Below are 24801 nucleotides of genomic sequence, written 5' to 3'. Positions count from 1 at the left end.
ACGTCAGCATGTACGGGGCCGTCGCCCGCAAGCCCTGACTCACCCCCGGTGGCTGGCGGGGCCGGCCCCGCCAGCCACCGGGTCATCCCTCTCTCCCGCCCCGCTCCTTTCGGACCCATTGACGGTCACCGGCCAGTCCGGCTAGTCTCTGGATCGATACAGAACTGGATCGATCCAGAAGGGGGGAGACGTGTCGAAGCCGACGCTGCAAGCGGTCGCCGACGCGGTAGGCGTCTCACGCAGCACCGTCTCCAACGCCTACAGCCAGCCCGACCAGCTCTCCGCCGCCCTGCGCCGCCGGATCCTCGCCGCAGCCGAGGAACTGGGCTACCCCGGCCCCAACCCCACCGCCCGTTCGCTGCGCCGAGGGGTCGCCGGCGCAATCGGCGTCCTGTTCACCTCCCAACTGTCGTACGCGTTCACCGACCCCTTCGCCGTGCGCTTCCTCGCCGGGGTCAGCGCGGCGGCCGAGCGGCGCGACATCAGCCTGCTGCTGGTGCCCCTGCCCGCCGACGCCGACCGGGCCCGCCGGGCGGTGGCCGACGCCGCCGTCGACGGCTTCTGCGTCTACTGCGTCGGCGACGAGGAGGGGACGCTGGACGCGATCCGTGCCCGCGGCCTGCCGTTCGTCACCACCGCGCCACCGGCCAGTCCGGGCCCCACCGACCGGTTCGTCGGCATCGACGAGCGCGTCGCCGCCCGGTCCGTCGCCGCGCACGTCGCCGGCCTGGGGCACCGACGGGTCGCGCTGCTCGGCGATGGGATCCGCCCCGACGCCGCCCCGGGCGTGGCGCGGCTGCCCACGGCGGCCGATGCCACCCACCCCACCACCCGGGGCCGGCTCGCCGGCTTCGCCGACGCCTTCGCCGCCGTCGGAGTCGACTGGTCCGACCTCACCGTCCTCAGCGCCGCCGACAACAGCCGACCGGCCGGCGCCGCCGCCGTCGCGGCCGTCCTCGCCGACGCCGACCCGCCCACGGCGGTGCTCGCCTGCTCCGACGTCCTGGCCCTCGGCGTGCTCGACGTCCTCGCCGACCCCGGCCGACCGCCCGGGGCGCCCACCGTGTCGGTGACCGGCTTCGACGACGTCGACGCCGCCGCCGAGGCGGGGCTGACCACCGTCCGGCAACCGGCCGAGGAGAAGGGCCGCATCGCCGCCGAACTGCTGCTCGACCCGCCCGCAGACCCGGCCGCCGGGCACGTCCTGCTTCCCACCGCACTCGTCGTCCGTACGTCCACCCACCCCGCCCCGAGGAGTTGACCATGGACCTGCCCACCGGCTACAGCCTCGCCATCGACGCCGTCAACCGGCACGTGAACTCGGCCCGCCCGGACGCGCCCGTCCGTCCGGACCGGCCCCGCCCGCCCCGGCTCGCGCCCGCCCGGCTCGTCATGGCGACCGCTCTGCGCCGGCTCGCCGACCGCATGGAACCGCACCCGACCACGGCCACCATGTCCCGCTGCGCCTGACGCATCCGCCCACGTCGGGGTGTCCGCCCGTGCGTCGGGGTGTCCGCCCGTGCGTCGGGGTGGGCGTACGGGCGGACAACGCCGGACGGTGCCGGTCACCACGACTGGTGCCCGGCACCGTCCGGCAGGCAGACTGGACCATCATGTCGCCGTTCACGCCCGCCCTGCGGCTGCACGACCGCTACGTCCTGCGCGAGCGCATCGGCCTCGGTGGGATGTCCGAAGTGTGGCGCGCCGACGACGACGTCCTGCACCGCCCCGTCGCGGTCAAGGCGCTCGCGGCCCAACTCGCCGCCGACCCGCACCTGCGCGCCACCATCCAGCGCGAGGCCCGGGCCGCCGCCCGGCTCACCCACCCGCACGTCACCCAGGTGTACGACTATGGCGAGGCGGCCCTCGGGCGCCGGACGGTGGTGCCGTACCTGGTGATGGAGTTGGTCGAGGGGCGCAGTCTCGCCGACCGGCTCACCTCCGGCCCGTTGCCCTGGCCCGAAGCAGTTCCGCTGGCGGGGCAGGTCGCTGGTGCCCTGGCCGCCGCACACCGCATCGGCGTGGTGCACCGCGACATCAAGCCCGGCAACATCATGCTCACCGAGAGCGGCGCGAAGGTGCTCGACTTCGGCATCGCCGCCCTCGCCGGGCCGTACGAGCCTCGTCCCGGGCCGCTCCGGCCGCGCCCAGGGCCGCACGAGCCTCGTCCCCGGCCGGCTGGAGAGCCGATGATGGGCACCCCCGCATACTTCGCACCCGAGCGGTTCAGCCCCGGGCTGCCAAACCCGGCCAGCGACGTGTACGCCCTCGGGGCCCTGCTCTACCGCGCCCTCGCCGGCCGTGCCCCGCTGCCCGTGCAGACCTGGGAGGACGCCCTCGCGGCGCACGCGGCGCATCGGCAGGCCCCGCCGCTGCGCGTCCCCGGCCTGCCCCCGGACATCGCCGCGCTCACCCTCGCCTGCCTGAACGCCGACCCGGCCCGGCGACCCACCGCCGCCCAACTGGCCCGCCGGCTCGGCTCGGCGCCGGCCACGGAGGCCCCGGCCGAACCCCGCCCTGCCGCCGCGTCGGCCCCGACCCGGCCTGTTGCTCCATCGACCGGCCTGTCGCTCTCTCGGCCCTGGACCACCCGCCGACCCTGGTCGAGCGCGCCGGGCCCTGGGCAGCCCCGGCCCGACCAGGTCGGCGGTCCGTCCCGGTGCCCGCGTCCGCCCCGCGCGCGCCCCGCGCCCCGCGTCAGGGCAACCGTCTGTTCGGCGTCCTCGTCGCCGCCGGGATGGCGCTGCTCGTCGGCGTGGTCGCGTTGCTCGCCCTCGACGACGGGCCACCGACCCCGCCGGCCGGGGCGCCCGGAGCCGTCGCACCCGTCGACGAGCAGGCGACCGTACCGGCTCCGTCGGCCGCCGCCCTACCGACCACCGTACGGCCGCGGCCGGTCACCCTGCGCCAGCTCGCCGCCGAGCTCACCGACCTGATCGACGAGGCGCAGGTGCGCGGCGAGATCGACCGCAACACCGCCGACGAACTGCGCGAAGACGTCGCCGAGCTGAACCAGGGCAAGCTCAAGGACCGGGCCAAGCGCCTGCGGGAACTGCGCGAGGACATCGCCGAGGCGGTCGAGCGCGACCGGATCGGCGCGGAGGCCGCCGCCCGGATCCGGGAACTGCTCACCGGATACGCGGGGGCGCGCGGCGACGCGGCGGGCTGACGGGCCGGCACCGGCGCGGGTTGGTCCACGGGGTACGTCCGGCCTCTTTCGCTCCCGTACCCCCGATCCGGGGCGTGGCAGCCGGCGAGAACGGTCACTAACGTTGTCGGATGATCAGCACGCAGCCGCTCCTGCCCTTCCCCCGTACGGTCGCTGCCGGTCCCGAGCCCGAGCCCGGGTCCGGCGGACCGGTCGGATTCGTCACGGGCCTGGTCGAACGGCTGGGTGGCCCCGGCGCCGGGTTGGCGGTCGCGCTGGAGAACCTCTTCCCGCCGATCCCCAGCGAAGTGATCCTGCCGCTGGCGGGATTCGTCGCCAGCCAGGGACGGATGAGTCTGGTCGGAGCGATCGGCTGGACCACCCTCGGCTCGGTGGTCGGCGCGCTGGCGCTCTACTGGATCGGCGCGATGCTGGGCCGGGACCGGATGCGGGCCATCGTTGCCAAGCTGCCGCTGGTCAAGCTCGAGGACGTCGACCGCACGGAGGCGTGGTTTCTCCGGCACGGCGTCAGGGCGGTGTTCTTCGGCCGGATGATCCCGGTGTTCCGCAGTCTCATCTCGATCCCGGCCGGCGTGGAGCGGATGCCGGTGCTGACGTTCCTGCTGTACACGACGCTGGGCAGCCTCATCTGGAACACGGTCTTCGTCATGGCGGGCTACCTGCTCGGCGAGAACTGGCACGTGGTCGAGGGGTACGTCGGCGCGTTCCAGAACGTGGTCATCGCCGTGTCCACGCTGGCGGTCGCGTGGTTCGTCGTCACCCGGGTACGGCGGTCCCGCGCCGCGCGCCGCGATGCCACGGCGCACTCTCCCGCAGGTTCGTCCGACGAGGGTCCGTTCGTGGGTGGATTGTCTGCGGATGGTCCGTCTGTCGGTGCCGAGGCGGGGCTGCCGGACGGGCCTGAGCATGGCCCGGGGGAGTACCGAGGGACGGTCTACCGCAGCGGCTCCTGGCGGGGCGGGCCTGAGCACTGACGGTCGAGTCCACCCGCCGGACCCGCCTGGTTGATCGACTCCCTGTCGGCGACATGGCGGTATCAACGGGACGGGATACCCCCACCTGCCCGGCATGAAGTCGATCAACCGCCCGGATGGGCGGATTGTCCCGGTAGGGCGGCGGGGTGGGTGGTGACCGGCGGCACCCCAGGGCCGGAATCGCGGCGGGGCCGGGGTCGTTATACCTGGACCCGGCGCCGCAAGGCAGCCGCCCCCATCTCCCTGCTTCGTTGTTCGGGCGCCTCGACGTGGTGCTCACACCCACCCCGAGCCCTCTGCCCGGGTGGGTGTCGACCCCCGGATTGGAGTCACCCCCCCATGACCACGACCATCCTGCGCAAGAGTGTCCTCGGCATCGCCGGACTCGCCTTCGCCGGCGGCCTCGCCGCCGGACCCCTCCACCACACCACCACCAGCACCGACACGGTCGACACCCGACCCGTCGCCGTGCAGGCCGACAACACCGGCGTGGACACCGCCGCCCTCACCCCCCACGGCGTACAGGGCGCGCAGTCGCACATCGACCTCGACACCGAACAGACCACCAACGCCAAGGCCATCATCACCGCCACCAAGAAGACCGGCCTCGACGAACGCGCCGCCGTCATCTCCATCGGCACCGCCCTACAGGAATCGAAGCTGCAGAACCTCGGCCACCTCGGCGACCACAACGACCACGACTCCCTCGGCCTGTTCCAACAGCGCCCCTCCAGCGGCTGGGGTTCGCCGGAGCAGATCACCGACCCCGAATACGCCACCACCGCCTTCCTCACCGGCCTCAAGCAGGTCGACGGCTGGCAGAACATGCCCCTCACCGACGCCGCCCAAACCGTCCAGGTCTCCGCCTACCCCGACGCCTACGCCCAATGGGAACAACAGGCCGCCGACCTCGTCACCCAACACTGGAACAACTGACCCACACACACAGCCATCGAGCCGGGCCACCACAACCGGGGCCCGGCTCGACGGCGTCCCCGGCCAGCAGGCGTCAACAAGGGACCCCTCCTCTACCGAAAGCGTCAACAAGGGGCCCCTCCCTGCAAGCCGGCGGCGGACTGATCCGATCCCGGGCCGGGTACGTACTGCCTGGCGGGGACCGCGAAAGGGGAGCACATGCCGGTGTCGGAGCATGACGCGTATCGCCGCCCGGGGGACGCTCCTCCGGTGCCCGCGCCGGTCGTCGAGGTGACCGGGGACCCCGTCGCGGAGCCGCCCGCGCCGGCCTGGCCGCGCGGCGTACGGCTCATGGTCGCCGCCGCTGTGGTGGTGCTGGCGCTGGGTGCCGGTGCGGTGGCGGTGACTCTGGCGAACCCGGACCGGCTGGGGGTGGCGTTCTCCGGCGGTAGGCCGGACGTCGGGTCGACGGTGCCGCTGGCGGCCGAGCCCGGCGGCGGGGGAGCCTCGGCCGACGGGCGGGTGCTCACCGCACCCCTGGCGGGGCGTGCCCGGGCGAGTTTCGAGCTGGTCGACGGACTGACCACGTTCGACCTGCGCATCGACGACCTCGGCGAGGAGCTGTACCGGATCACCCGCCCGGCCGACGGCGGGGTGGATCCCCGGCCGGAGCTCGTCGGGGATCGGATGCGGCTGCGGATGGTGCCCAGCGGCCGGCGTGGCCCGGGCGTCGCGGCGGTCGTGCTGAACTCCCGGGTGACCTGGCGGCTGCGGCTGGCCGGCGGGGTGACCGAGCAGGTGCTGGACCTGACCCGGGGGCGGCTCGCCGCGCTGGAACTGGCCGCCGGGGCCACCCGCGTCGACCTGCGCCTGCCCCGGGTCGTCGGCACGCTGACGGTGCGCCTGACCGGCGGGGTGAACCAGTTGGTGATCCGGGTGCCCGGTGCGCTGCCGACCCGGGTCCGGGCGGGTGCCGGCGCCGGCGCGGTCACCGTCTACGACCGGCATCGCCAAGGGGTGGCGGCCGGCACGCTGACCGGCTCGCCGGACTGGGACCGCCGGGTCGACCGGGTGTACGTCGACATGGTCGCCGGGGCCAACACGGTGACCGTCGAGGGGACCTGAGCGTACAGTCGGGCGGTGGATCGTACGGAATCTCTGCCGGCGCAGACCCGCCCGCCGGGGGTGGCGCCCGCCGATTCGGGCAGTGTGCTGCTGCCGGGCCACGACGTGCCGCTCGGCCGCTACACGACGGTGCGCCGGCTGCTGCCGCAGCGCCAGCGGCGGATGGTCGGGGCCTGGTGTTTCGTCGACCATTTCGGCCCGGACGACGTCGCACGGCGGCCGGGCATGGAGGTGCCGCCCCACCCGCACACCGGCCTGCAGACGGTGACCTGGCTGCTCGACGGGGAGATCGTGCACCGGGACAGCCTCGGCAACGTGCAGCCGATCCGCCCAGGGCAGCTCAACGTGATGACCTCCGGCCACGGCATCGCGCACTCGGAGCGGTCGCCGGCGGAGCATCCGCCGGTGATGCACGGCGTGCAGCTGTGGGTTGCCCTGCCGGACCCGGCGCGGGCCGGTGGGCCCGGCTTCGCCCACCACGAGGACCTGCCGGTGTGGCGCGACGGGGACACCGACGTCACGCTGCTGGTCGGCGAGCTCGGCGGGGAGCGTTCCCCGGCCGTGGTGCACACCCCGCTGTTCGGCGCGCAACTCACCACCGGGGGTGCGGCGCCGGCCCGACTGCCGCTGCGTCGCGACTTCGAGTACGCGCTGCTGGCGATGTCCGGTGCCGCCGAGGTGGGCGACGTGTCGTTGGGGCCGGGCGCGCTACTCCACCTCGGCCTGGGGCGGCAGAGCCTGACCCTGGCCGCCGCCCCAGGCAGCCGCCTGCTGCTGCTTGGCGGGGAGCCGTTCGAGGAGCCGCTGGTGATGTGGTGGAACTTCGTCGGCCGGTCGCACGAGGAGGTCGCCGCGGCCCGCGAGGACTGGACGGCCGGTCGCCGCTTCGGGGTGGTGGCGGACGACGCGGCCCCGCCGCTGCCGGCACCCGCGTTGCCGACCACCCGGCTGCTGGCCCGGACTCGGCACGGAGAGATCCTGCGCTGAGCCGCCTGCCTCCGGGCCGGGGCCGCCGAGTTGCCGTCGCCAGGCGTGGCCGGGCGGCGACGCGGGTAGTCGCGGCTCGCCTGGCTGGTCGGGGCGTTGGCCCGGGTGGACCTGGAGCAGCGGTACGCCAAGCTCATCTGAGGTGCCCTGGCCCACAGTTTTCCCGAAAACTGACCGTTCGGATGATGGTGCGTCTATGATGATCTCGGCAGTTGACCCCCGCCCTCTTCGGGTGGGGGTGGCCGCCCGGCGGTGCGGTCCGGTTCGGGCCGCGTTCACCGCCGGGGCACAGGTTCTGCGTGGCGCCCCGGGTCGCGGTTCGCGGCCCGGGGCGCCCGTCTGTCGCGGCGTCCCGCTCACCTCGCCAGCCCCGCCACCAGGTTCACCGTCGCGGCGATGATCACCGCCCCGAACAGGTACGACAGCAGCGAGTGCCGCAGCACGGTGGTGCGCATCTCGTTGCTGGTCAGGTTCGTGTCGGAGACCTGGAAGGTCATCCCCACGGTGAAGGCCAGGTAGGCGAAGTCCGAGTAGCGGGGGCGCTCCCGCTGATGGAACATCACCCCGCCGTCGGGTCCCGTGTAGTAGATCCGCGCGTATCGGGCGGTGTGGACGGTGTGCACCACCAGCCAGGACAGCAGCACGCTCACCACGCCCAGCCCGCCGTACGCGTCGCGACGCAGCCCCGGTGGGACGCTGTGCGCGAACAGCAGCACGACCGCCACCGCCAGCAGGCTGGCCAGGCAGGCGACCAGCAGCAGCACGTCACGAACGGCGCGGCTCGGGTCCTCCCGCACGGCGAGCCGGGCGGTGCCCTCGCCGTCCAGCGGCCACAACGTGCGCCACACCAGCACCAGCCAGCTCAGCGCCGCCGCGTCCCAGCCCACGAGGGGGCCGAGCCGCGGTGAGCCGGCGAGCGCGAACAGGCCACCGGCCAGCAGGCCCACCAGCCCCATCACGAGGAGCTGGACCACCGCCGTGGTGTGGCCGTCCACGCGCCGCACCGGACGTGTCCCCACTCGCCCGCGCCGCCGGCCCGGCGCGGCGTTCAGATGCGCCGCAGGTGCTGCGAGACCCGGGTGTGCGGTTCCCGGGCCTGCGCCGCCCGCCGCGCCGGGCGGGCCTCGGGGGCCACGTCGATGCCGGCGGACCGGGCCACCTCGGTGCCGTTGGCGTAGTCCACCGGGGGCAGGGCCCGTAGGGCGCGTAGCACGTCCGGCGGGGCGCCCTCCCGTTCCGCCTCGCGGACCACGTCGGCCTTGTCCGCCGGGTAGTCGAGGCTGGACAGGTACTGCAGGACGTCGTCGTAGCTCGCCATGGGTGCGCTCCTCGTCGCCGCGATCGGGGTTCCCGACCGGCCGCGGTTACCCACCGTGCGGCGGCCCACGCCCGCGTCGGGCGCGCGATCGGGCTCACCTGGCCGCCGTTTCCGCCCCCCTCCGGCGGGTACGCGTCCCTCCTCCGGCGGGGTGCGTCGAGCCCTTCCGGCGGGTGCGCGACCGGCCCGAGGCAGCGGAAGGAGCATCGTCATGAACTACGACACCTTCGTCGACCAGGTGGCCCTGCGGGCGAGGGTCCCCGGCGAGCGGGCCGTCGAGCTGACCCGGGCCACGCTGGAGACCCTCGCCGAGCGGTTGACCGGTGGTGAGGTGCTCGACCTCGCGACCCAGCTGCCGAGGCCGTTGCAGCTGGTCCTGCGGCCCAGCCCGGACACCGAGGCCGCCGACCGGTTCGGCGCGGCCGAGTTCGTCGCCCGGGTCGGCCAGCGGGCCGGGCTCGACGAGCGGGCCGCCCGGGAGGCGGTCAGGGCGGTGTTCACCACGCTACGCGAGGCGGTGACCGGCGGGGAGTTCGACGACATCGTGGTGCAGATGCCGCGCGACTTCCGGGACATGGTGGAACCGGCACTGGCCCCGGGCGCGGCCGTCCCGCGCCGGTCCTGACCGGGCGGCGTGCGTGGTTGGGAGGGGACCCTTGTGCAACAGAATCCGTTGACAGGGGGCCCTTCCTTGCACCTGGGTCAGGCGACCGCGCCGGTGGCGCGCAGGGCGGCGATCCGGTCGGCGGCGAAGCCGGCCTGCGCCAGCACCTCGTCGGTGTGCTCGCCGGGGTGTGGGGGCGGCCGGTGCAGCGCCGTCGGCGTGCCGGAGAACCGGGGCGCCGGGGCCGGCTGGGTCGCCCCGGCGTGCTCCACGAACACCCGCCGGGCCGCCAGGTGCGGATGCGCGGGGGCCTCCCGCCAGTCGAGCACCGGCGCGACGCAGGCGTCCGAGGCGCCGAGCAGGGCCGTCCACTCGTCGCGGGTGCGGGTGCGGAACAGCCGGGCCCACGCGGCCCGCAGGGCCGGCCAGTTCGCCGGGTCGGTGCGCTCGGGCGCGTCGTCGCCGGGCAGCGGGAACCCGGTGCGCCGGACCAGCTCGTCGTAGAAGCGGGGCTCCAGTGCGCCGACGGCGAGGTGCCGGCCGTCGGCGCACTCGTACGTGTCGTAGAACGGGGCGCCGCCGTCGAGCAGGTTCACCCCGCGCGGGTCGCGCCACATGCCGATCCCGCGCAGCGAGTGGATCATCGTGGTGAGCACCGACACGCCGTCCACGATCGCCGCGTCGACGACCTGGCCGGGGGTGCCGGCGCGGACGGCGTACAGGGCGGCGACGACGCCCAGGGCCAGCATCATCCCGCCGCCGCCGAAGTCGCCGAGCAGGTTCATCGGCGGCACCGGGCGTTCCCCGGCCCGGCCGATGCCGTGCAGCGCCCCGGTCAACGCCAGGTAGTCGATGTCGTGCCCGGCGTACGGGGCCAACGGGCCGTCCTGCCCCCAGCCGGTCATCCGCCCGTACACCAGGCGGGGGTTGGCCGCGAGGCAGTCGGCGGGGCCGAGGCCCAGCCGCTCGGTCACCCCGGGGCGGAAGCCCTCGATCAGCGCGTCGGCACCGCCGAGCAGGGCCAGCACCGCCTCCCGGCCGTCGGCCGACTTGAGGTCCACGGCGATCGAGCGGCGACCGCGGTTGAGCAGGTCCGGGTGCGGGGTGCCGAAGGCACCCGGGTCGACGTCGGTGGCCCGGTCCACCCGGATCACGTCGGCGCCCAGGTCGGCCAGCATCATCGCGGCGAACGGGCCGGGCCCGATGCCGGCCAGTTCGATCACCCGTACCCCGGTGAGGGGGCCGGCGGTCGCGCCGCCGGCCGACGGGTCCGCGTCGGGGTGGTTCGCGCGCTCGCTCACCGGGACACCCTAGGCGCGCGGGTGGGTGTCCCGGAACAGGTCGGGACGGGCCCGCCACGGCCATCGGGGCAGCACCCCTGGTGGCGGGCCGGTGTTGGCTTGGCGTGTCGCCCTGCGCTGACCTAACCTGGTCGCACGAGGGGAGTACTTCCCACGAACCATTCCGGTCAGTACGGCGTGCCCCGGGCGCGCCTCGGGTGGTTGCCCACGGAATCGTGGGTGAAGGAGACCTCGAACATGACACGGTGTTCGAGGAGACCACATGACCGAATCGTCCCATCTTGCTGCCGATGCGCTGTCCTCGATCGGCACGCCCACCCTCTGGGCGGTCACCATCGCCGGGGTGCTCGCACTGCTCGTGCTGGACTTCCTCGTCACCCGGCGGCCCCACGAGGTGTCGATCAGGGAGGCGCTCGGCTGGTCGGCGTTCTACGTCGCCCTCCCGCTCGCCTTCGGCGCGTGGGTCTGGTCGCGCTACGGCTCCCAGCAGGGCGTCGAGTACCTCACCGGCTACCTGGTGGAAAAGTCGCTCTCGGTCGACAACCTCTTCGTCTTCATGCTGCTGTTGGCCGCGTTCGCGGTGCCGGCGATGCTCGCCCAGCGGGTGCTGCTCTACGGCATCGCCGGGGCGCTGGTGCTGCGTGCCGTCTTCATCGCCCTCGGCGCGGCGGCGCTGCAGACCCTGGACTTCGCCTTCCTGCTCTTCGCCGTCATCCTGATCGCCACCGCCGTCAAGCTGCTCCGCGACGCCCTCTCCGGCCACGAGCAGGAGGTGGACATCAACACGATGCGGTCGGTGAAGCTGCTGCGCAGGTTCATGCCGGTCGTCGACGAATACCAGGGCACCAGGATGACCGTCCGCCACCACGGCCGCCGGGCGCTCACCCCGCTGGCCCTCGTGGTGGTCGCGGTGCTCGCCACCGACGTGGTCTTCGCCGTCGACTCGGTGCCGGCCGTCTACGGCATCACCGAGGACCCGTACCTGGTCTTCGCCACCAACGCCTTCGCCCTGCTCGGGCTGCGGGCGCTCTACTTCGTGCTGCACGCCGCGCTCAGCCGGCTCGTGCACCTCAGCTACGGCCTGGCGATCATCCTCGCCTTTATCGGCGTCAAGCTCGGCCTGCACTGGGCGCACGGAATCTGGTCCGGGGTGCCGGAGATCCCGACCCTGGCCTCGCTCGGCGTGATCATCGGAGTGCTGGTCGTCGTCACGCTGACCAGCCTCCGGGCCACCCGAGACGCCTCGCCGGGCGACAAGGAGGTCGTCGCCGACCGGCGCTGACGCCGCGAGCGCCCGCCGCGTCGGTCCGGGCGAACGGTACCGCCGCGCTCCCACAGGTGGTACGACTGACGGGTGGGAATCGTGTCACCGGGATTCCAGGGCCGGCGCCGCACAGCGGGGCCGGCCCTGCCGCCCGGCCAGTACCTCACCGAGGACTTCCCGGTGCTCTCCGCCGGCCCGACGCCGAGGGTGCGGCCGGACGCCTGGGAGTTCGTCGTCGCCACCGAGACCGGCGCGGAGCACCGCTGGACGTGGGCCGAGTTCACCGCCCTGCCGCAGGAGACCCCGACGGTCGACATCCACTGCGTGACCCGCTGGTCCAAGCTCGGCACCACCTGGCAGGGCGTCTCGCTCGACGTGCTGCTCGACGGCGTCGACACCGACGCGGCGTACGCGCTGGTCCACTGCTACGGCGGGTACACCACCAACCTGCCGCTGGCCGACCTGCGCGGCGGGCGCGCCTGGGTGGTGCACGGCTACGACGGCCGGGACCTGCCCGTCGAGCACGGCGGACCGGCCCGGCTGCTGGTGCCGCACCTCTACCTGTGGAAGTCCGCGAAGTGGGTGCGCGGCATCCGCCTCGGCGCCACCGATTCACCCGGCTTCTGGGAGACCGCCGGCTACCACGATTACGGCGACCCGTGGCGCGAGCAGCGCTACGCCGGCGATTGAGCGCCCCGCCGGCCGCCCCGCTGGGCTGGCAGGTGGCCCGGCTCGTCGAGCGCCGGGCCGAGACGCCGACCGCGCAGACCCTCGTCCTCGACGTCCCCGGCTGGCCCGGCCACCTGCCCGGCCAGCACGTCGACGTCCGGCTCACCGCCCCCGACGGCTACCAGGCCGCCCGGTCGTACTCCCTCGCCGGGCCCGCCGAAGGCGACCACGTCGCGCTGACCGTGCAGCGCGTGCCCGACGGGGAGGTCTCGCCGTACCTCACGGACGCCTGGACGCCCGGCGACCCGGTGGAGGTGCGCGGCCCGGTGGGCGGGTGGTTCGTGTGGCGGCCGGCCGAGACCGCGCCGGTGCTGCTGGTCGGCGGCGGCTCGGGCGTGGTGCCGCTGATGGCGATGGTCCGCGCGCGCCGCGCCGTCGGCAGCCGGGCCCCGTTCCGGCTGGTCTACTCCGCGCGCACGCCGGCCGACGTGATCTACGCCGACGAGTTGCGCCGCCGGGCCCGTGACGACCAGGGTCTCGACGTGGCGTACGTCTACACCCGGGCCGCGCCGGACGGGTGGCGGGGCGAGCTGCACCGGATCGGGCTGGCGGATGTGAACAGCCACGGCTGGCCGGCCGAGCTGGAGCCGCTGTGCTACGTCTGCGGCCCGACCGGTTTCGTGGAGACGGTGGCGGACCTGCTGGTGGGGCTGGGCCACCAGCCGCGTCGGGTCCGCACCGAACGCTTCGGCCCCACCGGCTGACCGCCGACGAGGAGACCCCATGACCGAACTGTCCTACCTGGACGGCAACATGCTCGACGGCCCCCTGCGGGAGGTCTTCGCGGTGGACGTCAGCGGGGCCACCGGGCGCTGCGCGTCGTGTGGCATGACCGGTCCGATGGCCGGCCTGCGGGTCTACTCCCACGCGCCCGGCCTGGTGGCCCGCTGCCCGGCCTGCGCGGAGGTGATGCTGCGCCTGGTGCGCGGGCCCGACCGGGCCTGGCTCGACCTGCGCGGCACCGCCCTCCTCCAGGTGCCGTTGCCGCCGGACTAGCCCCGACGTCGCTCGGCCACCGCCGCGCAACCCCGTCCGCCCGGCAGGGTAACCGTTCGGGCACAGGGTGTTGCTTTCGCCGCCGTCGTCCGCCAGGCTGATCGCCAAGACAGCGATCTGTCGTACGGGGGCGAGGATCGATGGCTTCACTCATCACGTCCGGGTGGTATCCGCAGGTGAAACCCGAGCACGGCCTCCACCGGCTGCCCGGCGGGCGGGTCCGCATCGGCGGCTCGGTCTACGGCATCGCCGCCGAGGTCCTCGACACCACCGGCGCGATCTGGACGACGCTGCGCGCCGCCGACGGCACCCGCAGCGCCGAGGAGATCGTCGCCCGGGTCCTCGCCGCGCACCCGACCGAGACGGCGCGGGCGGTGCGCGCCGCGCTGGACCAGTTCGCCGCCGCCGGTTACCTCGACGACGCGGCGGCCCCCGACCCGCCGGAGCTCACCGACCGGGACCGGGAACGCTACGACCGCAGCCGCCGCTTCCACCGGTGGATCGACCTGGTCCCGCGCGCCACCTCCTGGGAGCCGCAACTCGCCCTGAAGCGGTCCCGGGCCGTCGTCGTCGGGCTGGGCGGCACCGGCGGGGCCGCCGCGCTCGCCCTGGCTGCGAGCGGCGTGGGGCGGCTGCATTGCGTCGACCCCGACGTGGTCGAGCTGTCCAACCTCAACCGCCAGACCGTGTACGTCGAGGAGGACATCGGCCGGCCCAAGGTGGACGCCGCCGTCGCCCGGCTGCGCCAGCTCAACTCCGACATCGAGGTCACCGGCGAGCGGGCGGAGGTGCGCGGGCCGGCCGACCTGCGGCGGCTGGTCGCCGACCGCGACGTGCTGGTGCTCTGCGCCGATCGGCCGGGCGCCATCCGGGCCTGGGCCAACCGGGTCTGCCTGGACACCGGCACGCCGTGGGTCGACGCCGGCTACCACGGGCCGGTGGTGACGGCGGCGGCGTACCTGCCCGGGCTCGGGCCCTGCTACGAGTGCTTCTGGCTGGCCGAGCACGACAAGCGCCGCCGCGACGACCCGGCCGCCGAATACACGCCTGAGCGGGAGAGCAGCAGCGCGGTCAGCGCCGCCTCCGCCGGGCTCTCCGGTCACCTCGCCGCGCATCTGGCATCCGCGCTGCTCACCGGCGTCCCGGCCCTGCGTCCCGGTCAGCTCCAGGGGATCAACCTGGTCGCCGCCGACCAGCACTTCCTCATCGCCCACCCGCCGCACCCGCGCTGCCCCTCCGACTGCGGCGGCGAACCCGTCGACGCCGTGGTCGCCACCGGCCGGGCGCAGCGCCGGTGAGCGTCGAGGTGGCCGGCTCCTGCCGGGTCCTGCTGCACGAGCTGCGGGTGCGTCCCGATGGCGACGACTGGATCGTCGGGCGGGTCGACACCGGGGACTTCGTCGCCGTGCCGGAGATCGCGGCGGCCGTCCTGCGGCTGCTCGGGGCGGGGCTCAGCGTCGACGAGACCTACCTGCGGCTGCGCGCCGAGCGGGGGCGCGAGATCGACATCGCCGGCTTCGTCCGCGACCTGGTCGGGCTGGGCTTCGTCGCCGCCGTCGACGGACGGCCGCTGCCCGGCGCTCCGGTGCCCGCACCGACCCTGCCCCGGCTGCGCCCGGAGCACGTGCGGTGGCTGATCGGTCGCCCCGTCGCCGTCGCGGCGCTGGCGGTGACCGGGGTCGCCGCGGTGACGGCGCTGTTGACCCCCGGCGTCCTGCCGAGCCACCGTGACCTGCTGTGGAGCCCGCACGCCAGCCTCGTGTTGGCCGGCAACGCCGCCGTCGCCTGGTCGATCGTCCTGCTGCACGAGCTGGCCCACCTGCTGACCGCGCGGGCCCACGGGGTGCCGGGCCGGCTCGGGCTGGGCACCCGCCTGCAGTTCCTGGTGGCGCAGACCGACGTGAGTGGCATCTGGGCCGCGCCCCGGTCGGCCCGGCTCACCGTCTACCTCTCCGGCATGGCGGTCAACGTCGTCGTCGCATCCGTGGCCGTGCTCGTCCGGGCCGCCGCCGCGACGGGCACCCCGGTCGACCGGGCCGCCGCCGCGGTGCTGCTGCTCGCCGTGCTGCCGCTGCCGGTGCAGTTCCTCGTCTTCATGCGCACCGACGTCTACTTCGTCCTGCAGGACGTGGCGGGCGCGCGCAACCTCTACGCCGACGGCGCCGCGTACGCCCGGTGGTGGCTGCGGCGGGCGGCCCGCCGGCCGGGTCCCGACCCGAGCCTGGCGCTGCCCGCCCGGGAACGCCGGGCCGTCCGCTGGTACGCGCTGCTGCTGGTCGTGGGCACCGCCGCCTGCCTCGCCGTGGCCGCCACCGTCACCGTGCCGTTCACCCTCGGGCTGCTCGCCGACGCCGCCGGCGGCCTGGGCCCGGGCGGTGACCCGGTCGACCGGTTCGACGCGGTCGTCACCGCCGCCGTGCTCGGCGGCTCCTGGACGGTGTGGTGCTGGGCGTGGTGGCGGCGGCACGGTCGACGGCTGCGCGCCCGTCGCCGCGCCCGTCGAGCGGGGGCGGCCGGTCACGAGTGGACGGGAGGGAGGTGAGAACCGTGGAGCAGATCGTCATTCGGAAGCTGGACAAGGTGGAGACGACCAGTGCGAGCAACCCCAGCGGCAACTGAGCCGGGGCCCGGCCGGCGCGCACGGCGTGCCGGTGCGGCGGCGGGACGGCGACGACGACCGTTGCCCGCCCCGCCGCCGCGCCCGCCCGACCACCCGGAGCTTCGACCCGCCCGACCACCCGGAGCTTCGACCCGCCCGACCAGACAGGGACCAGCCGTGCCGGAGACCAGCCCCCGCATCGCCCGCCTGCTGCACGACCTGCGCGCCGGAGGCGCGCCGGTGCTCGCCGACTTCTGGCGGGAGGTGGCCGCCCGGGGCGCGCCCCTGATCGAGCGGGTCGACGGCGACAGTGCCCTGGTGACCTTCCTGTGGCGCGGTGAGGCGGCCCAGACCACCACCGGCTGGGGCATCGACCTGACGCTGCGCCGCGTCCCGGGCACCGACCTGTGGCACGGCTCCCAGCGGCTGCCGGTCGACCTGCGCACCATCTACTTCCTGCGGCACGGCTCGCCGGACCTGCCGCCCGACGCCACCGGCCGGGGCCCCACCCACCTCGACGCCCTCAACCACCACCCGTTCCGGTTTCCCGCCGACCCCGCCGACCCCAACGACCGGGAGCTGTGGGCGTCCCTGCTGGAGCTGCCGAAGGCCCCCGACGAGCCCTGGATCCGGCACCATCCGGGCGTGCCCCGGGGCGCCGTGCTGGGCACGAGCATGCGTACCGCCGCGTGGGGCGGCCGGCGCCGCGTCGCGGTCTACCGGCCGGCGGTCACGGCCGCCGGGCCGCTGCCGTTGCTCGTGGTCTTCGACGGCTACCTGTCCCGGGCGTTGCTGCGGGTGCCCGCGACGCTGGACAACCTCATCGCCGCCGGGCGGATCCCGCCGACCCTGGCGCTGTTCGTTTCGGCACCCAGCGGGGCGCGCCGGACGACCGAGCTGCGCCCGTCGGCCGCGCTGCGCGCGTTCGTCACCCGGGAGCTGCTGCCCTGGGCCCGGCGGCGCTGGGCGGTCACCGACGACCCCGCCCGGCGGGTCATCGCGGGCTCGTCGCTGGGCGGGCTCGCCGCCGCGTACGTGGCGCTGGCCGTCCCCGGGTCGTTCGGCGCGGTGATCGCCCAGTCGGGCAGCTTCTGGTGGCCGGCGTCGGCGCAGCCTGGCGAGCGGGAGTGGCTGACCCGCGCGTACGCCGGGTGGCCGGCCGCACCGGTGCGGTTCTACCTGGACGTGGGAGACCGGGAGAACACCTGGCCCCGCCCCGAGCAGGTCGACCAGCTCTCCGTCAACCGCCGCTTCCGGGACCTGCTGGTTGCGCGCGGCCACCAGGTGACGTACGCGGAATACCGGGGCGGGCACGACTACGTCAACTGGCGGCGCACCTTCGCCGAGGGGCTGCTCGCCGTCCTCGGCGGCCAGCGGGAGCCCGCGTCGTCGTCGGCGTGACGGCGCGCCGGAACAGGGCGGGCGGGCCGGGCGAAGACGACGTACCGCTGGACCAGGAAGCCGGCGGCGAAGAGTGCCAGTTCGGTGAGGACCTTGGCGGCCAGGACCGATCCGGTCACCACCGCCAGCGACTCGATCATCGTCACGTTCGCGGCGAGCACCGTGAGCGCCAGCAGGGCGTAACGCCCGGCCGAGGCCGCGATCGGGGCCCGGGCCTGGTCTCCGCCGAAGACCCAGGACCGGTTGACGGTGAAGTTGACCGTGGCGCTGACCAGCCTGGCGGCGACCGCCGCGACGAGGACGCTGCCGGTCGCGCCCGCGATGAGCAGGAAGAGGGTGGCGTCGATGCTGAAGCCCAGCAGCGACGACGCGGCGAACGCGAACAGCGGACGGTAGATCCGCGCCGAGTCCCGCAGCGGCCGGAAGTGTGAGGAGGCGTTGCCGGCCAGGTAGACCGTCGCGATCCCCACCTCCTCGATCCGCAGCCCCTCCCGCACGGCGCGCAGCAGCAGCCGCACCTCGTAGTCGAAGCGGTCACCGCCGACGGTGCCGAGCCAGCCGAGCATCCGGGCCGGGTAGCCGCGCAGGCCGGTCTGGGTGTCGCGGAGCGTCCGTCCGGTCGCGGCCCGGAAGACCAGGCGGGTGGCCGTGTTGCCGAACCGGCTGCGCGCCGGGACGTCGCCGGTGAACCGCCGTGCGCCCAGCACCATGTCGGCGCCCGAGGCGGCGAGGCGGTCGGCGACCGCCCGGACGTCCTCGGGCCGGTGCTGGCCGTCGCTGTCGGCGCAGACCACGTCCCGGCCCGGGTAGTGGTCGCGGAGGTGGGCGAATCCCGTCCGCAGCGCGTGGCCCTTGCCCTGGTTGACCGGCAGGGTCACCACCTCCGCGCCCAGGCCGGCAGCCCGGGCGAAGAGGTCGGCGTAGCCGGGCCCGCTGCCGTCGTCGACGACGACGACGCGGTGCCGGTCGAGGTCGCGGATCAGGTGCAGGAGCTTCTCGTCCGGCTCGTACGCGGGGACGAGGACGATCGCGGTGGCCATGCCTCAGCCGGCCACGTAGAGGATGTCGCTGGTGCCGCGTTCCTCGCCACGGCCGAGCGGGTTGTTGACCAACTCGCCGTTGAAGATCATCGTGGTCGATCCGCCACCGTCGAGGTTGTACGCGACGGCGGCGCCCCGGTCGACGAAGATCTGCGCGAACTCGGTCATCGTCACCCCTCGGCTGTAGCCCGCGCTCCGGCCGTCGACGACGACGAAGAGCAGGTGGTTGTCGTCGATCACGCCGATCCCGGTACGCGGCTGGTTGCCCTGCACCGAGTGGTTGCCGAAGTTCGTGTCGATCTCGACGTGATCGATGCCGTCGATCACCGCACCGTCGGCGACGAGGCCCGGCCCGAACGACAACGTGTGCCAGACGCCGGCCCGGACCAGCTCGGCGGCGGTGGTGGCGGTCTCGTCGTAGAGGCGGGCGGAGCCGTCGGTGTACAGGGCGAGGCCCTGCCGGGCCCCCCGGTCGCGGAAGGCCACCCCGTTGCGGATGACGATGCCGGTGTCCCGGAAGCCGTAGTAGTCGCCGTTGACGGCGAGCACCGCGCCGACGTCCGCCGCGATGTCGGAGGGGTCGGCGACGATGTTCTCGCCGAACTGGTCGTTGGCGAAGGCGGATCTGACGATCGTCGCGTCGGTCACGGTCACGTCGGCGACGAAGTAGGTCACCTGCTGCCTGCCGGTGCCGGTCCGCACGGTCTCGATCGAGATCGACGCCGTGCTGCTGGCGTAGGTCGTCGCGGTGCCGGTGCCCGACTCGGCGGCCTGCGCCACGCTGGCGTGGGAGGCGGTCAGGTCGGAGGCGTTCGCGACCTCGACGTGGTCGAGCACGTAGCGGTCCAGGGCCCAGGCGCCCGCGCCGCCCCCGGCGGCCACGAACGCGCCGAGTCCGCCCGCGAGCAGTGCCCGTCGGCTGATCCTGCGGCTCATCGTCGCCTCAGTTCCCGCCGCCGGGGCCGCCGCCCTGCGGGCCGTCGCCACCCGGGGCGCCGCCGCCGGGGCCGCGGCCGGCCGGGGCCTCGCCCGCCGTGGCGGTGGCGATGGTCGACGCGGATCCGAGTTCGCCCGACCCGGCGAGCCCGCCGGTGCTGCCACCGGTGGCCGTGCCGCCGCTGCGCAGCGTGTACTCCTCGCCGCTGGTGATGGCCGAGGAGGAGAAGACGATGTTCTGGACGGTCCTGGAGGTGACGAACGTGGCGACCACCGTGCCGTCGGAGTCGACGAGGTGCAGGGTCGTGCCCGACTCGACGGCGGAGTCCAGCGTGACGGAGACCCAGCCCTGCGTCGAGTCGCTGTCCGGCGCGACGGCCATGCCGGCGCTGCCGGCGGCCACCAGGACGCCCCCGCTGACGGTGAACGTGCCGTTGGCGTCCAGCGCGCCGTTGTTGTTGGCCGTCGGGCCGTTGACCACCACGGTGCCGCCGGTCATCGTGACGGTGCCGTTGGAGTCCAGGCCGTCGCCGCCGGAGTCGACGACCAGGGTGCCGCCGGTGATGGTGACCGAATAGTCGCCCACCTCCTCGCCCCCGCCGCCGGGTCCGCCGCCCTGCTGTCCGCCCGCGCCGCCCTGCTGTCCGCCCGCGCCGCCCTGCTGTCCGCCCGCGCCGCCCTGCTGGCCGCCCGCGCCGCCCTGCTGGCCGGACGAGCTGCCCGCCGCGTTGAGGCCGTCGTCGCTGGCCACGACGTGCACGTCGCCGCCGTTGAGCACGATGTCGGCGGCCTCCAGGCCCTCCACGGAGGCGGTGACCTCGACCGTGCCACCGTCGATCACCAGCGCGTTCTCGGCGTGCGCCGCGTCGTCGCCGCTGGCCAGCGTGACGCTGGTGCCGCCGAGGCGGACGGAGCCGTCGCTGTGCAGCGCGTCGTCGGAGGCGTCCACGGTGACCGTCCCGCCCTCCAGGACGGTGATCACGCCGGCCTTGAGGCCCTTGGTCGAGGTCTCCTCGTCCGGGCGGGTGCCGCTGCCACCGCCGCTGGTGACGGCCAGCGTCCCGCCGGTGACGACCAGGTCCGTGGCGGCGTCGATCCCGTCGCCCTCCGCCGTGACCGTGACGGTGCCGGCGGCGACGGCGACGTATCCGGCGTCGGCGTCGGTGGTGTTGTCCGCCTTGACGCCGTCGCCACCGGCGGTGACGGTGATCGTGCCGCCGTCGACGACCACGTAGTCCTTGCCCCGGATCCCGTCGTCTACCGCCTCGACGGTGATCGTGCCGGCCGCGATGACCAGGCCGTCCTTGCTCGCGATGCCGTCGTTGCCGTTGCCGTGCACGGTCAGCGCGCCGCCGCCGGTGACGGTCAGGTCGGCGGCGCTGAACAGGGCCGCGTTGACGTCGGCGTCCGAGGCGTACGACGAGGTGTCGGTCAGGGTGTTCTGACTGCCGTCGGCGAGGATCACGATCGCCTGCTCGGCCTCGGTCACGGCGATCGCGGCGCTGCCGGAGCTGGTGATCGCCGCCCCGTCCAGGATGATCCTTACGGTGGCGTCGGGGGCGGCGACGACGACCTGCCCGTCGGTCAGCGTGCCGCTGATCCGGTACGTGCCGCCGGCGGTGATGGTGACCGTGGCGCCGTCGGCCTTCACCCCGTCGCCGTCCGCGCTGGCCGAGGCGCCGTCGAGGGCGATCTCCACGACCGACGACTCGTCGTAGTCGGCCGCGTCGGCTGCGGCGTGGTCGGCGGTGTTGGCCGCGAGCACCTGCTCGGCGGTCTGCGTGCCGTCCACGGCGACCGCCGCCGGGGTCGTCGACGCGGCCGTCGAGGCCGTCGAGCCGCTTTCGTCGGCGCATCCGGTGAGCAGCGCCGCGGCCAGGACCACGGACGCTACGGCGGCGACGAGCTTCCTGCGGAGGATCTTCATGGCTTGCTCTCCTCGATGGCGCGGGCGATGTGTCGGCGCAGCAGCGGCTGCCAACGGTTGGCGGGCAGGTCGGGGCGGAGCACGGCCAGCCCGGTGGCGTACTTGGAGACGGGACACGGCCGGTGCCGCATCGACCACAGGAACCGGTCGACGGGGGCGCCGGCCCGCTCGGACTTGGTCTCGACGATGACGTGGTGGGGCAGGTGCCGGGCGGTGCCGTCGGGCAGGACCCAGGTGACGTCCTCGTCGACGGTCAGCCGGCTGCCGGTGGCGGGAAGGAAGAGCGTCGTGCGGCGGTAGCGGGTGGTCAGCGCCGGGGCGAGGCTCAGCCGGTCGGGCCGCAGCCCGGCGGTCACGAGCACCTCGTCCACGTGCGTCCACGCCTCGGGGCCCAGCTCCCGTTCGCTGCCGTGGTAGGGGACGCGTTCCTTGACGGTCGTGCCTCGCAGCCCGCGCAGCTTCACCTCGGCGTAGCGTGCGCCCGTCTCGACGTAGCTGCGGATCCGAACCTTGAAGCGGCGCCGGCGCCGGTGGGCCGCGGCGAGGTAGCTGTCCAGGCCGGGGGTGTCGAAGTAGACGGACCGGTAGCTGAACGCGCGCCGCCCGCCGATGTCGAGGACCCGGGTCTGCGCCGGCAGTCCGCCCAGGAACGCCGGGAGGTCGCGGGCGGGAAGCACGTACTTGCGGTCGACGCGGCGCAGCAGCTCCGCGCGGGACACCAGTTCTTCCAGGTCGATCGGGCGGAAACCGTCCCGCGGGTCGGCGGCGTTCATCCGACGGACGCCATCCGCTCGACCGCCGGCCCCTGCGCCCGTTCCCGGTGCCGGTCGCCCTCGCCGGAGCGGGGCCGCACGACGTACCGGACGTCCACCAGGGTGGTCTCGTTGACCAGGTCGACGCTTCGGACCACGACGCTGACCACCCGGGCGTCGAGCAGCATCTCCAGGTGGCCCCGCAGGGCGTTCTCGTCGGTGTGCGCGACGTCCAGGCGCAGGTTCTGGCTGCGGTGACGGCCGTAGAGGCGTGGGTGGTCGCCCAGGAAGAGCCCGGCGACGATCAGCGTCATCAGCGCGCCGGGGAGGACGCCGAGTGATCCGCTGAGGCCGGCGACCAGCCCGAGCGCCAGCGCGGCGAAGTAGTAGGCGATCTCGTGCTGGGCGATCTCGTCGGAGCGCAACCTGATGATCGACAGCACCCCGAAGAGCCCGAGCCCGAGGCCGACCCCCACGCCCGAGGAGCCGAGGACGATCGAGACGGCCACCACGCCTATGTTCACGCCCAGGAAGGCGGTGACGAGATCACGGCGGTGGTGCCGGGGGAAGTAGACGCCGAACACGAGTACGGAGATCGCGACGAGATCGGCGGCGACTGCGGTCAACTGATTCACGGCCATTCCTTCGTCCTGAGTTAACGTCCTGTTCATCAAGCCAGGCCGGTCTTGGCGCGAGCTGTGCGACCGCCGTGGCCCGGCAATGACCTTGCGAAACCCGATCCCGCCGGTCAGAGTGGTCGGCCGTGAGATACCTGCGCACCGGTGGTCCCGCCGCCATCCGCCGCCCCCGGCCCGCCGACGCCGCCGAGTTCGTGGCCGCCGCCCGGCGCAGCCGGGACCTGCACCACCCGTGGCTGACCGCCCCGGACACCCCCGAGGCGTACGCGGCGTACCTGCGCCGGGTCCGCCGCCGCGACCACGCCGGCTACCTGGTCTGCGACCGGGCCAGCGGGGCGATCGCCGGGTACGTCAACATCAGCGGCATCCTGCTCGGGGCGCTGCGCGGCGGCTACCTCGGCTACGCCGCCTTCCTGCCGTTCAGCGGCACCGGGCACGCCCGCGCCGGCATCGGCCTGGTGGTCGAGCACGCGTTCACCGCGCTGGGCCTGCACCGGTTGGAGGCGAACATCCAGCCGGGTAACGAGCCGTCCCGGCGGGTCGCCCGTGCGCTCGGCTTCCGGCTGGAGGGCTACTCGCCGGAGTACCTGTTCATCGACGGCGCCTGGCGGGACCACGAGCGGTGGGCGATCACCGCGGCCGGTCCGGCCTGACCGCCCGCGGCGCGCATACCCCGTCGGGGTCGGTGGGGCGGCCGGGCCGCCGCCCGTCGGCCCGGGCGTCGCCGCGCCTGCCGTCCAGGCCCCGCCAGGTTTGTCCGCGCCGGGGGCGGGAACGGCATCCGCCATGACGAAACCTCGTGTGGTGATCGTGGGGGCCGGATTCGCCGGATACCACGCGGCGAAGACACTGAGCCGGACCGCCCGCAACCGGGCCGAGATCGTGCTGCTGAACTCGACCGACTACTTCCTCTACCTGCCGCTGCTGCCCGAGGTGGCCGCCGGCGTGGTCGAACCCGGGCGGCTCAGCGTGCCGCTCAGCGGCACCCTCGACGGCGTCCGGGTGGTCGTCGGCGAGGCCGACCGGGTCGACCTGCAGAACCGCTGGGTCGGCTACCGGATGCCCGAGGGCGACGGCGGCCGGCTCGCGTACGACCGGCTGGTGCTCGCCGTCGGCAGCGTCAACAAGCTGCTGCCCATCCCCGGGGTGACCGAGTACGCCCACGGGTTCCGGGGCCTGCCGGAGGCGCTTTACCTGCACGACCACGTGGTACGCCAGATCGAGCTGGCGGAGCTGACCGATGATCCGGCCGAGCAGCGCGCCCGCACCACCTTCGTGGTCGTCGGCGCCGGCTACACCGGCACGGAGGTGGCCGCCCACGGGCAGCTGTTCACCGACCGGCTGGTCGCCCAGCGCCCGCACCTCGACGTACGGCCGCGCTGGATGCTGCTCGACGTGGCCCCCCGGGTGCTGCCGGAGCTGGACGAGCGGATGTCACGCACCGCCGACCGGGTGCTGCGGCGGCGCCGCGTCGACGTGCGGATGGGCACCTCCGTGTCGGAGGCCACCCCCGACGGGGTGATGCTCACCGACGGCGAGTACGTGCCGACGTGCAGCCTGATCTGGTGCGTCGGGGTGCGCCCCGACCCGTTCGTCGCCGAGCTGGGCCTGCGTACCGAGAAGGGCCGTCTCGTGGTGGACGAGTACCTCACCGTTCCCGGCTTCCCCGAGGTGTACGCCTGCGGGGACGCGGCGGCGGTGCCCGACCTGACCCGCCCCGGGCAGATCTGCACGATGACGGCCCAGCACGCCCAGCGGCAGGGCAGGCTGGTGGCCCACAACATCGCTGCCTCCTACGGGCAGGGCCGGCGCCGCCCGTACAAGCACCACGACCTGGGCTGGGTGGTCGACCTCGGTGGCAGGGACGCGGCGGCGAACCCGCTGAAGGTGTCGCTGGCCGGCCTGCCGGCCAAGGCCGTCACCCGGGGCTACCACCTGCTGGCGATGCCGGGCAACCGGGCCCGGGTCGGGGCGGACTGGCTGCTCGACGCCACCCTGCCCCGCCCGGCGATGCAGCTCGGCCTGGTGCCGGCCAACGCGGTGCCGCTGGAGAGCTCGTCGCCGGAGGTCCCGGTCCACCCCGTCCACCCCCGCTGACGGCGCGGGGGGCGGACGGGACGTGCGTG

General features: G+C 74.5%; 26 protein-coding genes. 18 read left to right on the top strand and 8 right to left on the bottom strand.

The annotated features are described in order from the left end of the window. Positions 1–190: 190 nt before the first annotated feature. The 8 genes from ACFT41_RS24060 to ACFT41_RS24025 all read left to right on the top strand — a co-directional run bounded on the left by ACFT41_RS24060 (position 191) and on the right by ACFT41_RS24025 (position 7170). The gene (locus ACFT41_RS24060) at positions 191–1261 is read left to right on the top strand and encodes a LacI family DNA-binding transcriptional regulator (protein ID WP_377590384.1); all 1071 of its coding nucleotides are present in this window, start codon (positions 191–193) and stop codon (positions 1259–1261) included. Between the two features lie 2 nt (positions 1262–1263). Next, the gene (locus tag ACFT41_RS24055) at positions 1264–1470 is read left to right on the top strand and encodes a hypothetical protein (RefSeq protein ID WP_377590382.1); all 207 of its coding nucleotides are present in this window, start codon (positions 1264–1266) and stop codon (positions 1468–1470) included. 29 nt (positions 1471–1499) lie between these two features. Further along, positions 1500–2936, top strand: coding sequence for a serine/threonine-protein kinase (locus ACFT41_RS24050; RefSeq protein ID WP_377590380.1), 1437 nt, complete (start codon positions 1500–1502; stop codon positions 2934–2936). A gap of 14 nt (positions 2937–2950) precedes the next feature. Beyond that, the gene (locus ACFT41_RS24045; RefSeq protein ID WP_377590379.1) at positions 2951–3169 is read left to right on the top strand and encodes a hypothetical protein; all 219 of its coding nucleotides are present in this window, start codon (positions 2951–2953) and stop codon (positions 3167–3169) included. A 110-nt stretch (positions 3170–3279) separates the two neighbouring features. Continuing rightward, entirely contained in the window at positions 3280–4143 is an 864-nt protein-coding gene (locus ACFT41_RS24040) for a DedA family protein (protein ID WP_377590377.1), read from the top strand. A gap of 339 nt (positions 4144–4482) precedes the next feature. Further along, entirely contained in the window at positions 4483–5079 is a 597-nt protein-coding gene (locus ACFT41_RS24035) for a hypothetical protein (protein ID WP_377613998.1), read from the top strand. A gap of 249 nt (positions 5080–5328) precedes the next feature. Continuing rightward, on the top strand, positions 5329–6183 hold the full coding sequence (locus ACFT41_RS24030; protein ID WP_377588937.1) for a hypothetical protein: 855 nt from the start codon (positions 5329–5331) through the stop codon (positions 6181–6183). 15 nt (positions 6184–6198) lie between these two features. After that, on the top strand, positions 6199–7170 hold the full coding sequence (locus ACFT41_RS24025) for a pirin family protein (RefSeq protein WP_377588936.1): 972 nt from the start codon (positions 6199–6201) through the stop codon (positions 7168–7170). Between the two features lie 356 nt (positions 7171–7526). Here ACFT41_RS24025 and ACFT41_RS24020 read toward each other — a convergent pair whose 3' ends face one another. Continuing rightward, positions 7527–8165, bottom strand: a complete 639-nt coding sequence (locus ACFT41_RS24020; RefSeq protein WP_377588935.1) for a DUF1345 domain-containing protein — start codon at positions 8163–8165, stop codon at positions 7527–7529. Between the two features lie 53 nt (positions 8166–8218). After that, positions 8219–8488, bottom strand: coding sequence for a DUF2795 domain-containing protein (locus ACFT41_RS24015; protein WP_377588934.1), 270 nt, complete (start codon positions 8486–8488; stop codon positions 8219–8221). A 211-nt stretch (positions 8489–8699) separates the two neighbouring features. Between ACFT41_RS24015 and ACFT41_RS24010 the strand changes: the two genes are divergently transcribed. After that, on the top strand, positions 8700–9113 hold the full coding sequence (locus ACFT41_RS24010; protein WP_377588933.1) for a DUF2267 domain-containing protein: 414 nt from the start codon (positions 8700–8702) through the stop codon (positions 9111–9113). A 77-nt stretch (positions 9114–9190) separates the two neighbouring features. Here ACFT41_RS24010 and ACFT41_RS24005 read toward each other — a convergent pair whose 3' ends face one another. Continuing rightward, on the bottom strand, positions 9191–10393 hold the full coding sequence (locus ACFT41_RS24005; RefSeq protein ID WP_377588932.1) for a CaiB/BaiF CoA transferase family protein: 1203 nt from the start codon (positions 10391–10393) through the stop codon (positions 9191–9193). A 262-nt stretch (positions 10394–10655) separates the two neighbouring features. Between ACFT41_RS24005 and ACFT41_RS24000 the strand changes: the two genes are divergently transcribed. The 7 genes from ACFT41_RS24000 (at position 10656) to ACFT41_RS23970 (ending at position 17382) form a co-directional block, all read left to right on the top strand. Continuing rightward, positions 10656–11675, top strand: a complete 1020-nt coding sequence (locus ACFT41_RS24000; protein WP_377588931.1) for a TerC/Alx family metal homeostasis membrane protein — start codon at positions 10656–10658, stop codon at positions 11673–11675. Positions 11676–11756: 81 nt separating this feature from the next. Continuing rightward, positions 11757–12347 (top strand): sulfite oxidase-like oxidoreductase, encoded by a 591-nt coding sequence (locus ACFT41_RS23995; RefSeq protein ID WP_377588938.1) that lies wholly within the window; start codon positions 11757–11759, stop codon positions 12345–12347. After that, positions 12344–13090, top strand: a complete 747-nt coding sequence (locus ACFT41_RS23990) for a ferredoxin reductase (protein WP_377588930.1) — start codon at positions 12344–12346, stop codon at positions 13088–13090. Before ACFT41_RS23995 ends, ACFT41_RS23990 begins: the two co-directional genes overlap by 4 nt. Positions 13091–13109: 19 nt before the next feature. Then, the gene (locus tag ACFT41_RS23985) at positions 13110–13382 is read left to right on the top strand and encodes a DUF6510 family protein (RefSeq protein ID WP_377588928.1); all 273 of its coding nucleotides are present in this window, start codon (positions 13110–13112) and stop codon (positions 13380–13382) included. A gap of 140 nt (positions 13383–13522) precedes the next feature. Further along, positions 13523–14680, top strand: coding sequence for a ThiF family adenylyltransferase (locus tag ACFT41_RS23980; protein ID WP_377588926.1), 1158 nt, complete (start codon positions 13523–13525; stop codon positions 14678–14680). Then, the gene (locus ACFT41_RS23975) at positions 14677–15924 is read left to right on the top strand and encodes a hypothetical protein (protein ID WP_377588925.1); all 1248 of its coding nucleotides are present in this window, start codon (positions 14677–14679) and stop codon (positions 15922–15924) included. The genes ACFT41_RS23980 and ACFT41_RS23975 overlap by 4 nt, the downstream gene beginning before the upstream one ends. Before the next feature lie 234 nt (positions 15925–16158). Next, the gene (locus tag ACFT41_RS23970; protein WP_377588924.1) at positions 16159–17382 is read left to right on the top strand and encodes an alpha/beta hydrolase-fold protein; all 1224 of its coding nucleotides are present in this window, start codon (positions 16159–16161) and stop codon (positions 17380–17382) included. Here the strand turns inward: ACFT41_RS23970 and ACFT41_RS23965 are convergent. Genes ACFT41_RS23965 through ACFT41_RS23945 form a run of 5 tightly spaced genes read right to left on the bottom strand, consistent with a single transcriptional unit; the run spans position 17298 to position 22672 of the window. Beyond that, positions 17298–18422 (bottom strand): glycosyltransferase, encoded by a 1125-nt coding sequence (locus ACFT41_RS23965; protein WP_377588923.1) that lies wholly within the window; start codon positions 18420–18422, stop codon positions 17298–17300. The two genes, ACFT41_RS23970 and ACFT41_RS23965, sit on opposite strands and share 85 nt — an antisense overlap. A gap of 3 nt (positions 18423–18425) precedes the next feature. Then, the gene (locus tag ACFT41_RS23960) at positions 18426–19358 is read right to left on the bottom strand and encodes a phosphodiester glycosidase family protein (RefSeq protein ID WP_377588922.1); all 933 of its coding nucleotides are present in this window, start codon (positions 19356–19358) and stop codon (positions 18426–18428) included. A 7-nt stretch (positions 19359–19365) separates the two neighbouring features. Beyond that, on the bottom strand, positions 19366–21285 hold the full coding sequence (locus ACFT41_RS23955) for a carbohydrate-binding domain-containing protein (protein WP_377613997.1): 1920 nt from the start codon (positions 21283–21285) through the stop codon (positions 19366–19368). Next, complete coding sequence (locus ACFT41_RS23950) at positions 21282–22058, bottom strand: polyphosphate polymerase domain-containing protein (protein ID WP_377588918.1); 777 nt, start codon at positions 22056–22058, stop codon at positions 21282–21284. The genes ACFT41_RS23955 and ACFT41_RS23950 overlap by 4 nt, the downstream gene beginning before the upstream one ends. After that, entirely contained in the window at positions 22055–22672 is a 618-nt protein-coding gene (locus tag ACFT41_RS23945) for a DUF4956 domain-containing protein (protein ID WP_377588917.1), read from the bottom strand. Before ACFT41_RS23945 ends, ACFT41_RS23950 begins: the two co-directional genes overlap by 4 nt. 128 nt (positions 22673–22800) lie before the next feature. Here ACFT41_RS23945 and ACFT41_RS23940 point away from each other — a divergent pair, with 128 nt between their 5' ends. After that, positions 22801–23328 (top strand): GNAT family N-acetyltransferase, encoded by a 528-nt coding sequence (locus tag ACFT41_RS23940; RefSeq protein ID WP_377613996.1) that lies wholly within the window; start codon positions 22801–22803, stop codon positions 23326–23328. 133 nt (positions 23329–23461) lie between these two features. Further along, on the top strand, positions 23462–24772 hold the full coding sequence (locus ACFT41_RS23935) for an NAD(P)/FAD-dependent oxidoreductase (RefSeq protein WP_377613995.1): 1311 nt from the start codon (positions 23462–23464) through the stop codon (positions 24770–24772). Positions 24773–24801: the final 29 nt, after the last annotated feature.

The organism is Micromonospora sp. NPDC057141, from assembly GCF_042670805.1.
GTDB lineage: Bacteria > Actinomycetota > Actinomycetes > Mycobacteriales > Micromonosporaceae > Micromonospora.
Note: the sequence above shows the minus strand (reverse complement) of the source record. Positions and strands in the feature narration are given on the sequence as shown.

What these genes read in the sequence shown, in the direction of transcription:
- ACFT41_RS24055 (WP_377590382.1), top strand. Translation starts at nt 1,264, where the DNA reads ATGGACCTGCCCACCGGCTACAGCCTCGCCATCGACGCCGTCAACCGG.
- ACFT41_RS24040 (WP_377590377.1), top strand. Translation starts at nt 3,280, where the DNA reads ATGATCAGCACGCAGCCGCTCCTGCCCTTCCCCCGTACGGTCGCTGCC.
- ACFT41_RS24035 (WP_377613998.1), top strand. Translation starts at nt 4,483, where the DNA reads ATGACCACGACCATCCTGCGCAAGAGTGTCCTCGGCATCGCCGGACTC.
- ACFT41_RS24015 (WP_377588934.1), bottom strand. Translation starts at nt 8,488, where the DNA reads ATGGCGAGCTACGACGACGTCCTGCAGTACCTGTCCAGCCTCGACTAC.
- ACFT41_RS24010 (WP_377588933.1), top strand. Translation starts at nt 8,700, where the DNA reads ATGAACTACGACACCTTCGTCGACCAGGTGGCCCTGCGGGCGAGGGTC.
- ACFT41_RS24000 (WP_377588931.1), top strand. Translation starts at nt 10,656, where the DNA reads ATGACCGAATCGTCCCATCTTGCTGCCGATGCGCTGTCCTCGATCGGC.
- ACFT41_RS23985 (WP_377588928.1), top strand. Translation starts at nt 13,110, where the DNA reads ATGACCGAACTGTCCTACCTGGACGGCAACATGCTCGACGGCCCCCTG.
- ACFT41_RS23980 (WP_377588926.1), top strand. Translation starts at nt 13,523, where the DNA reads ATGGCTTCACTCATCACGTCCGGGTGGTATCCGCAGGTGAAACCCGAG.
- ACFT41_RS23965 (WP_377588923.1), bottom strand. Translation starts at nt 18,422, where the DNA reads ATGGCCACCGCGATCGTCCTCGTCCCCGCGTACGAGCCGGACGAGAAG.
- ACFT41_RS23960 (WP_377588922.1), bottom strand. Translation starts at nt 19,358, where the DNA reads ATGAGCCGCAGGATCAGCCGACGGGCACTGCTCGCGGGCGGACTCGGC.
- ACFT41_RS23955 (WP_377613997.1), bottom strand. Translation starts at nt 21,285, where the DNA reads ATGAAGATCCTCCGCAGGAAGCTCGTCGCCGCCGTAGCGTCCGTGGTC.
- ACFT41_RS23950 (WP_377588918.1), bottom strand. Translation starts at nt 22,058, where the DNA reads ATGAACGCCGCCGACCCGCGGGACGGTTTCCGCCCGATCGACCTGGAA.
- ACFT41_RS23935 (WP_377613995.1), top strand. Translation starts at nt 23,462, where the DNA reads ATGACGAAACCTCGTGTGGTGATCGTGGGGGCCGGATTCGCCGGATAC.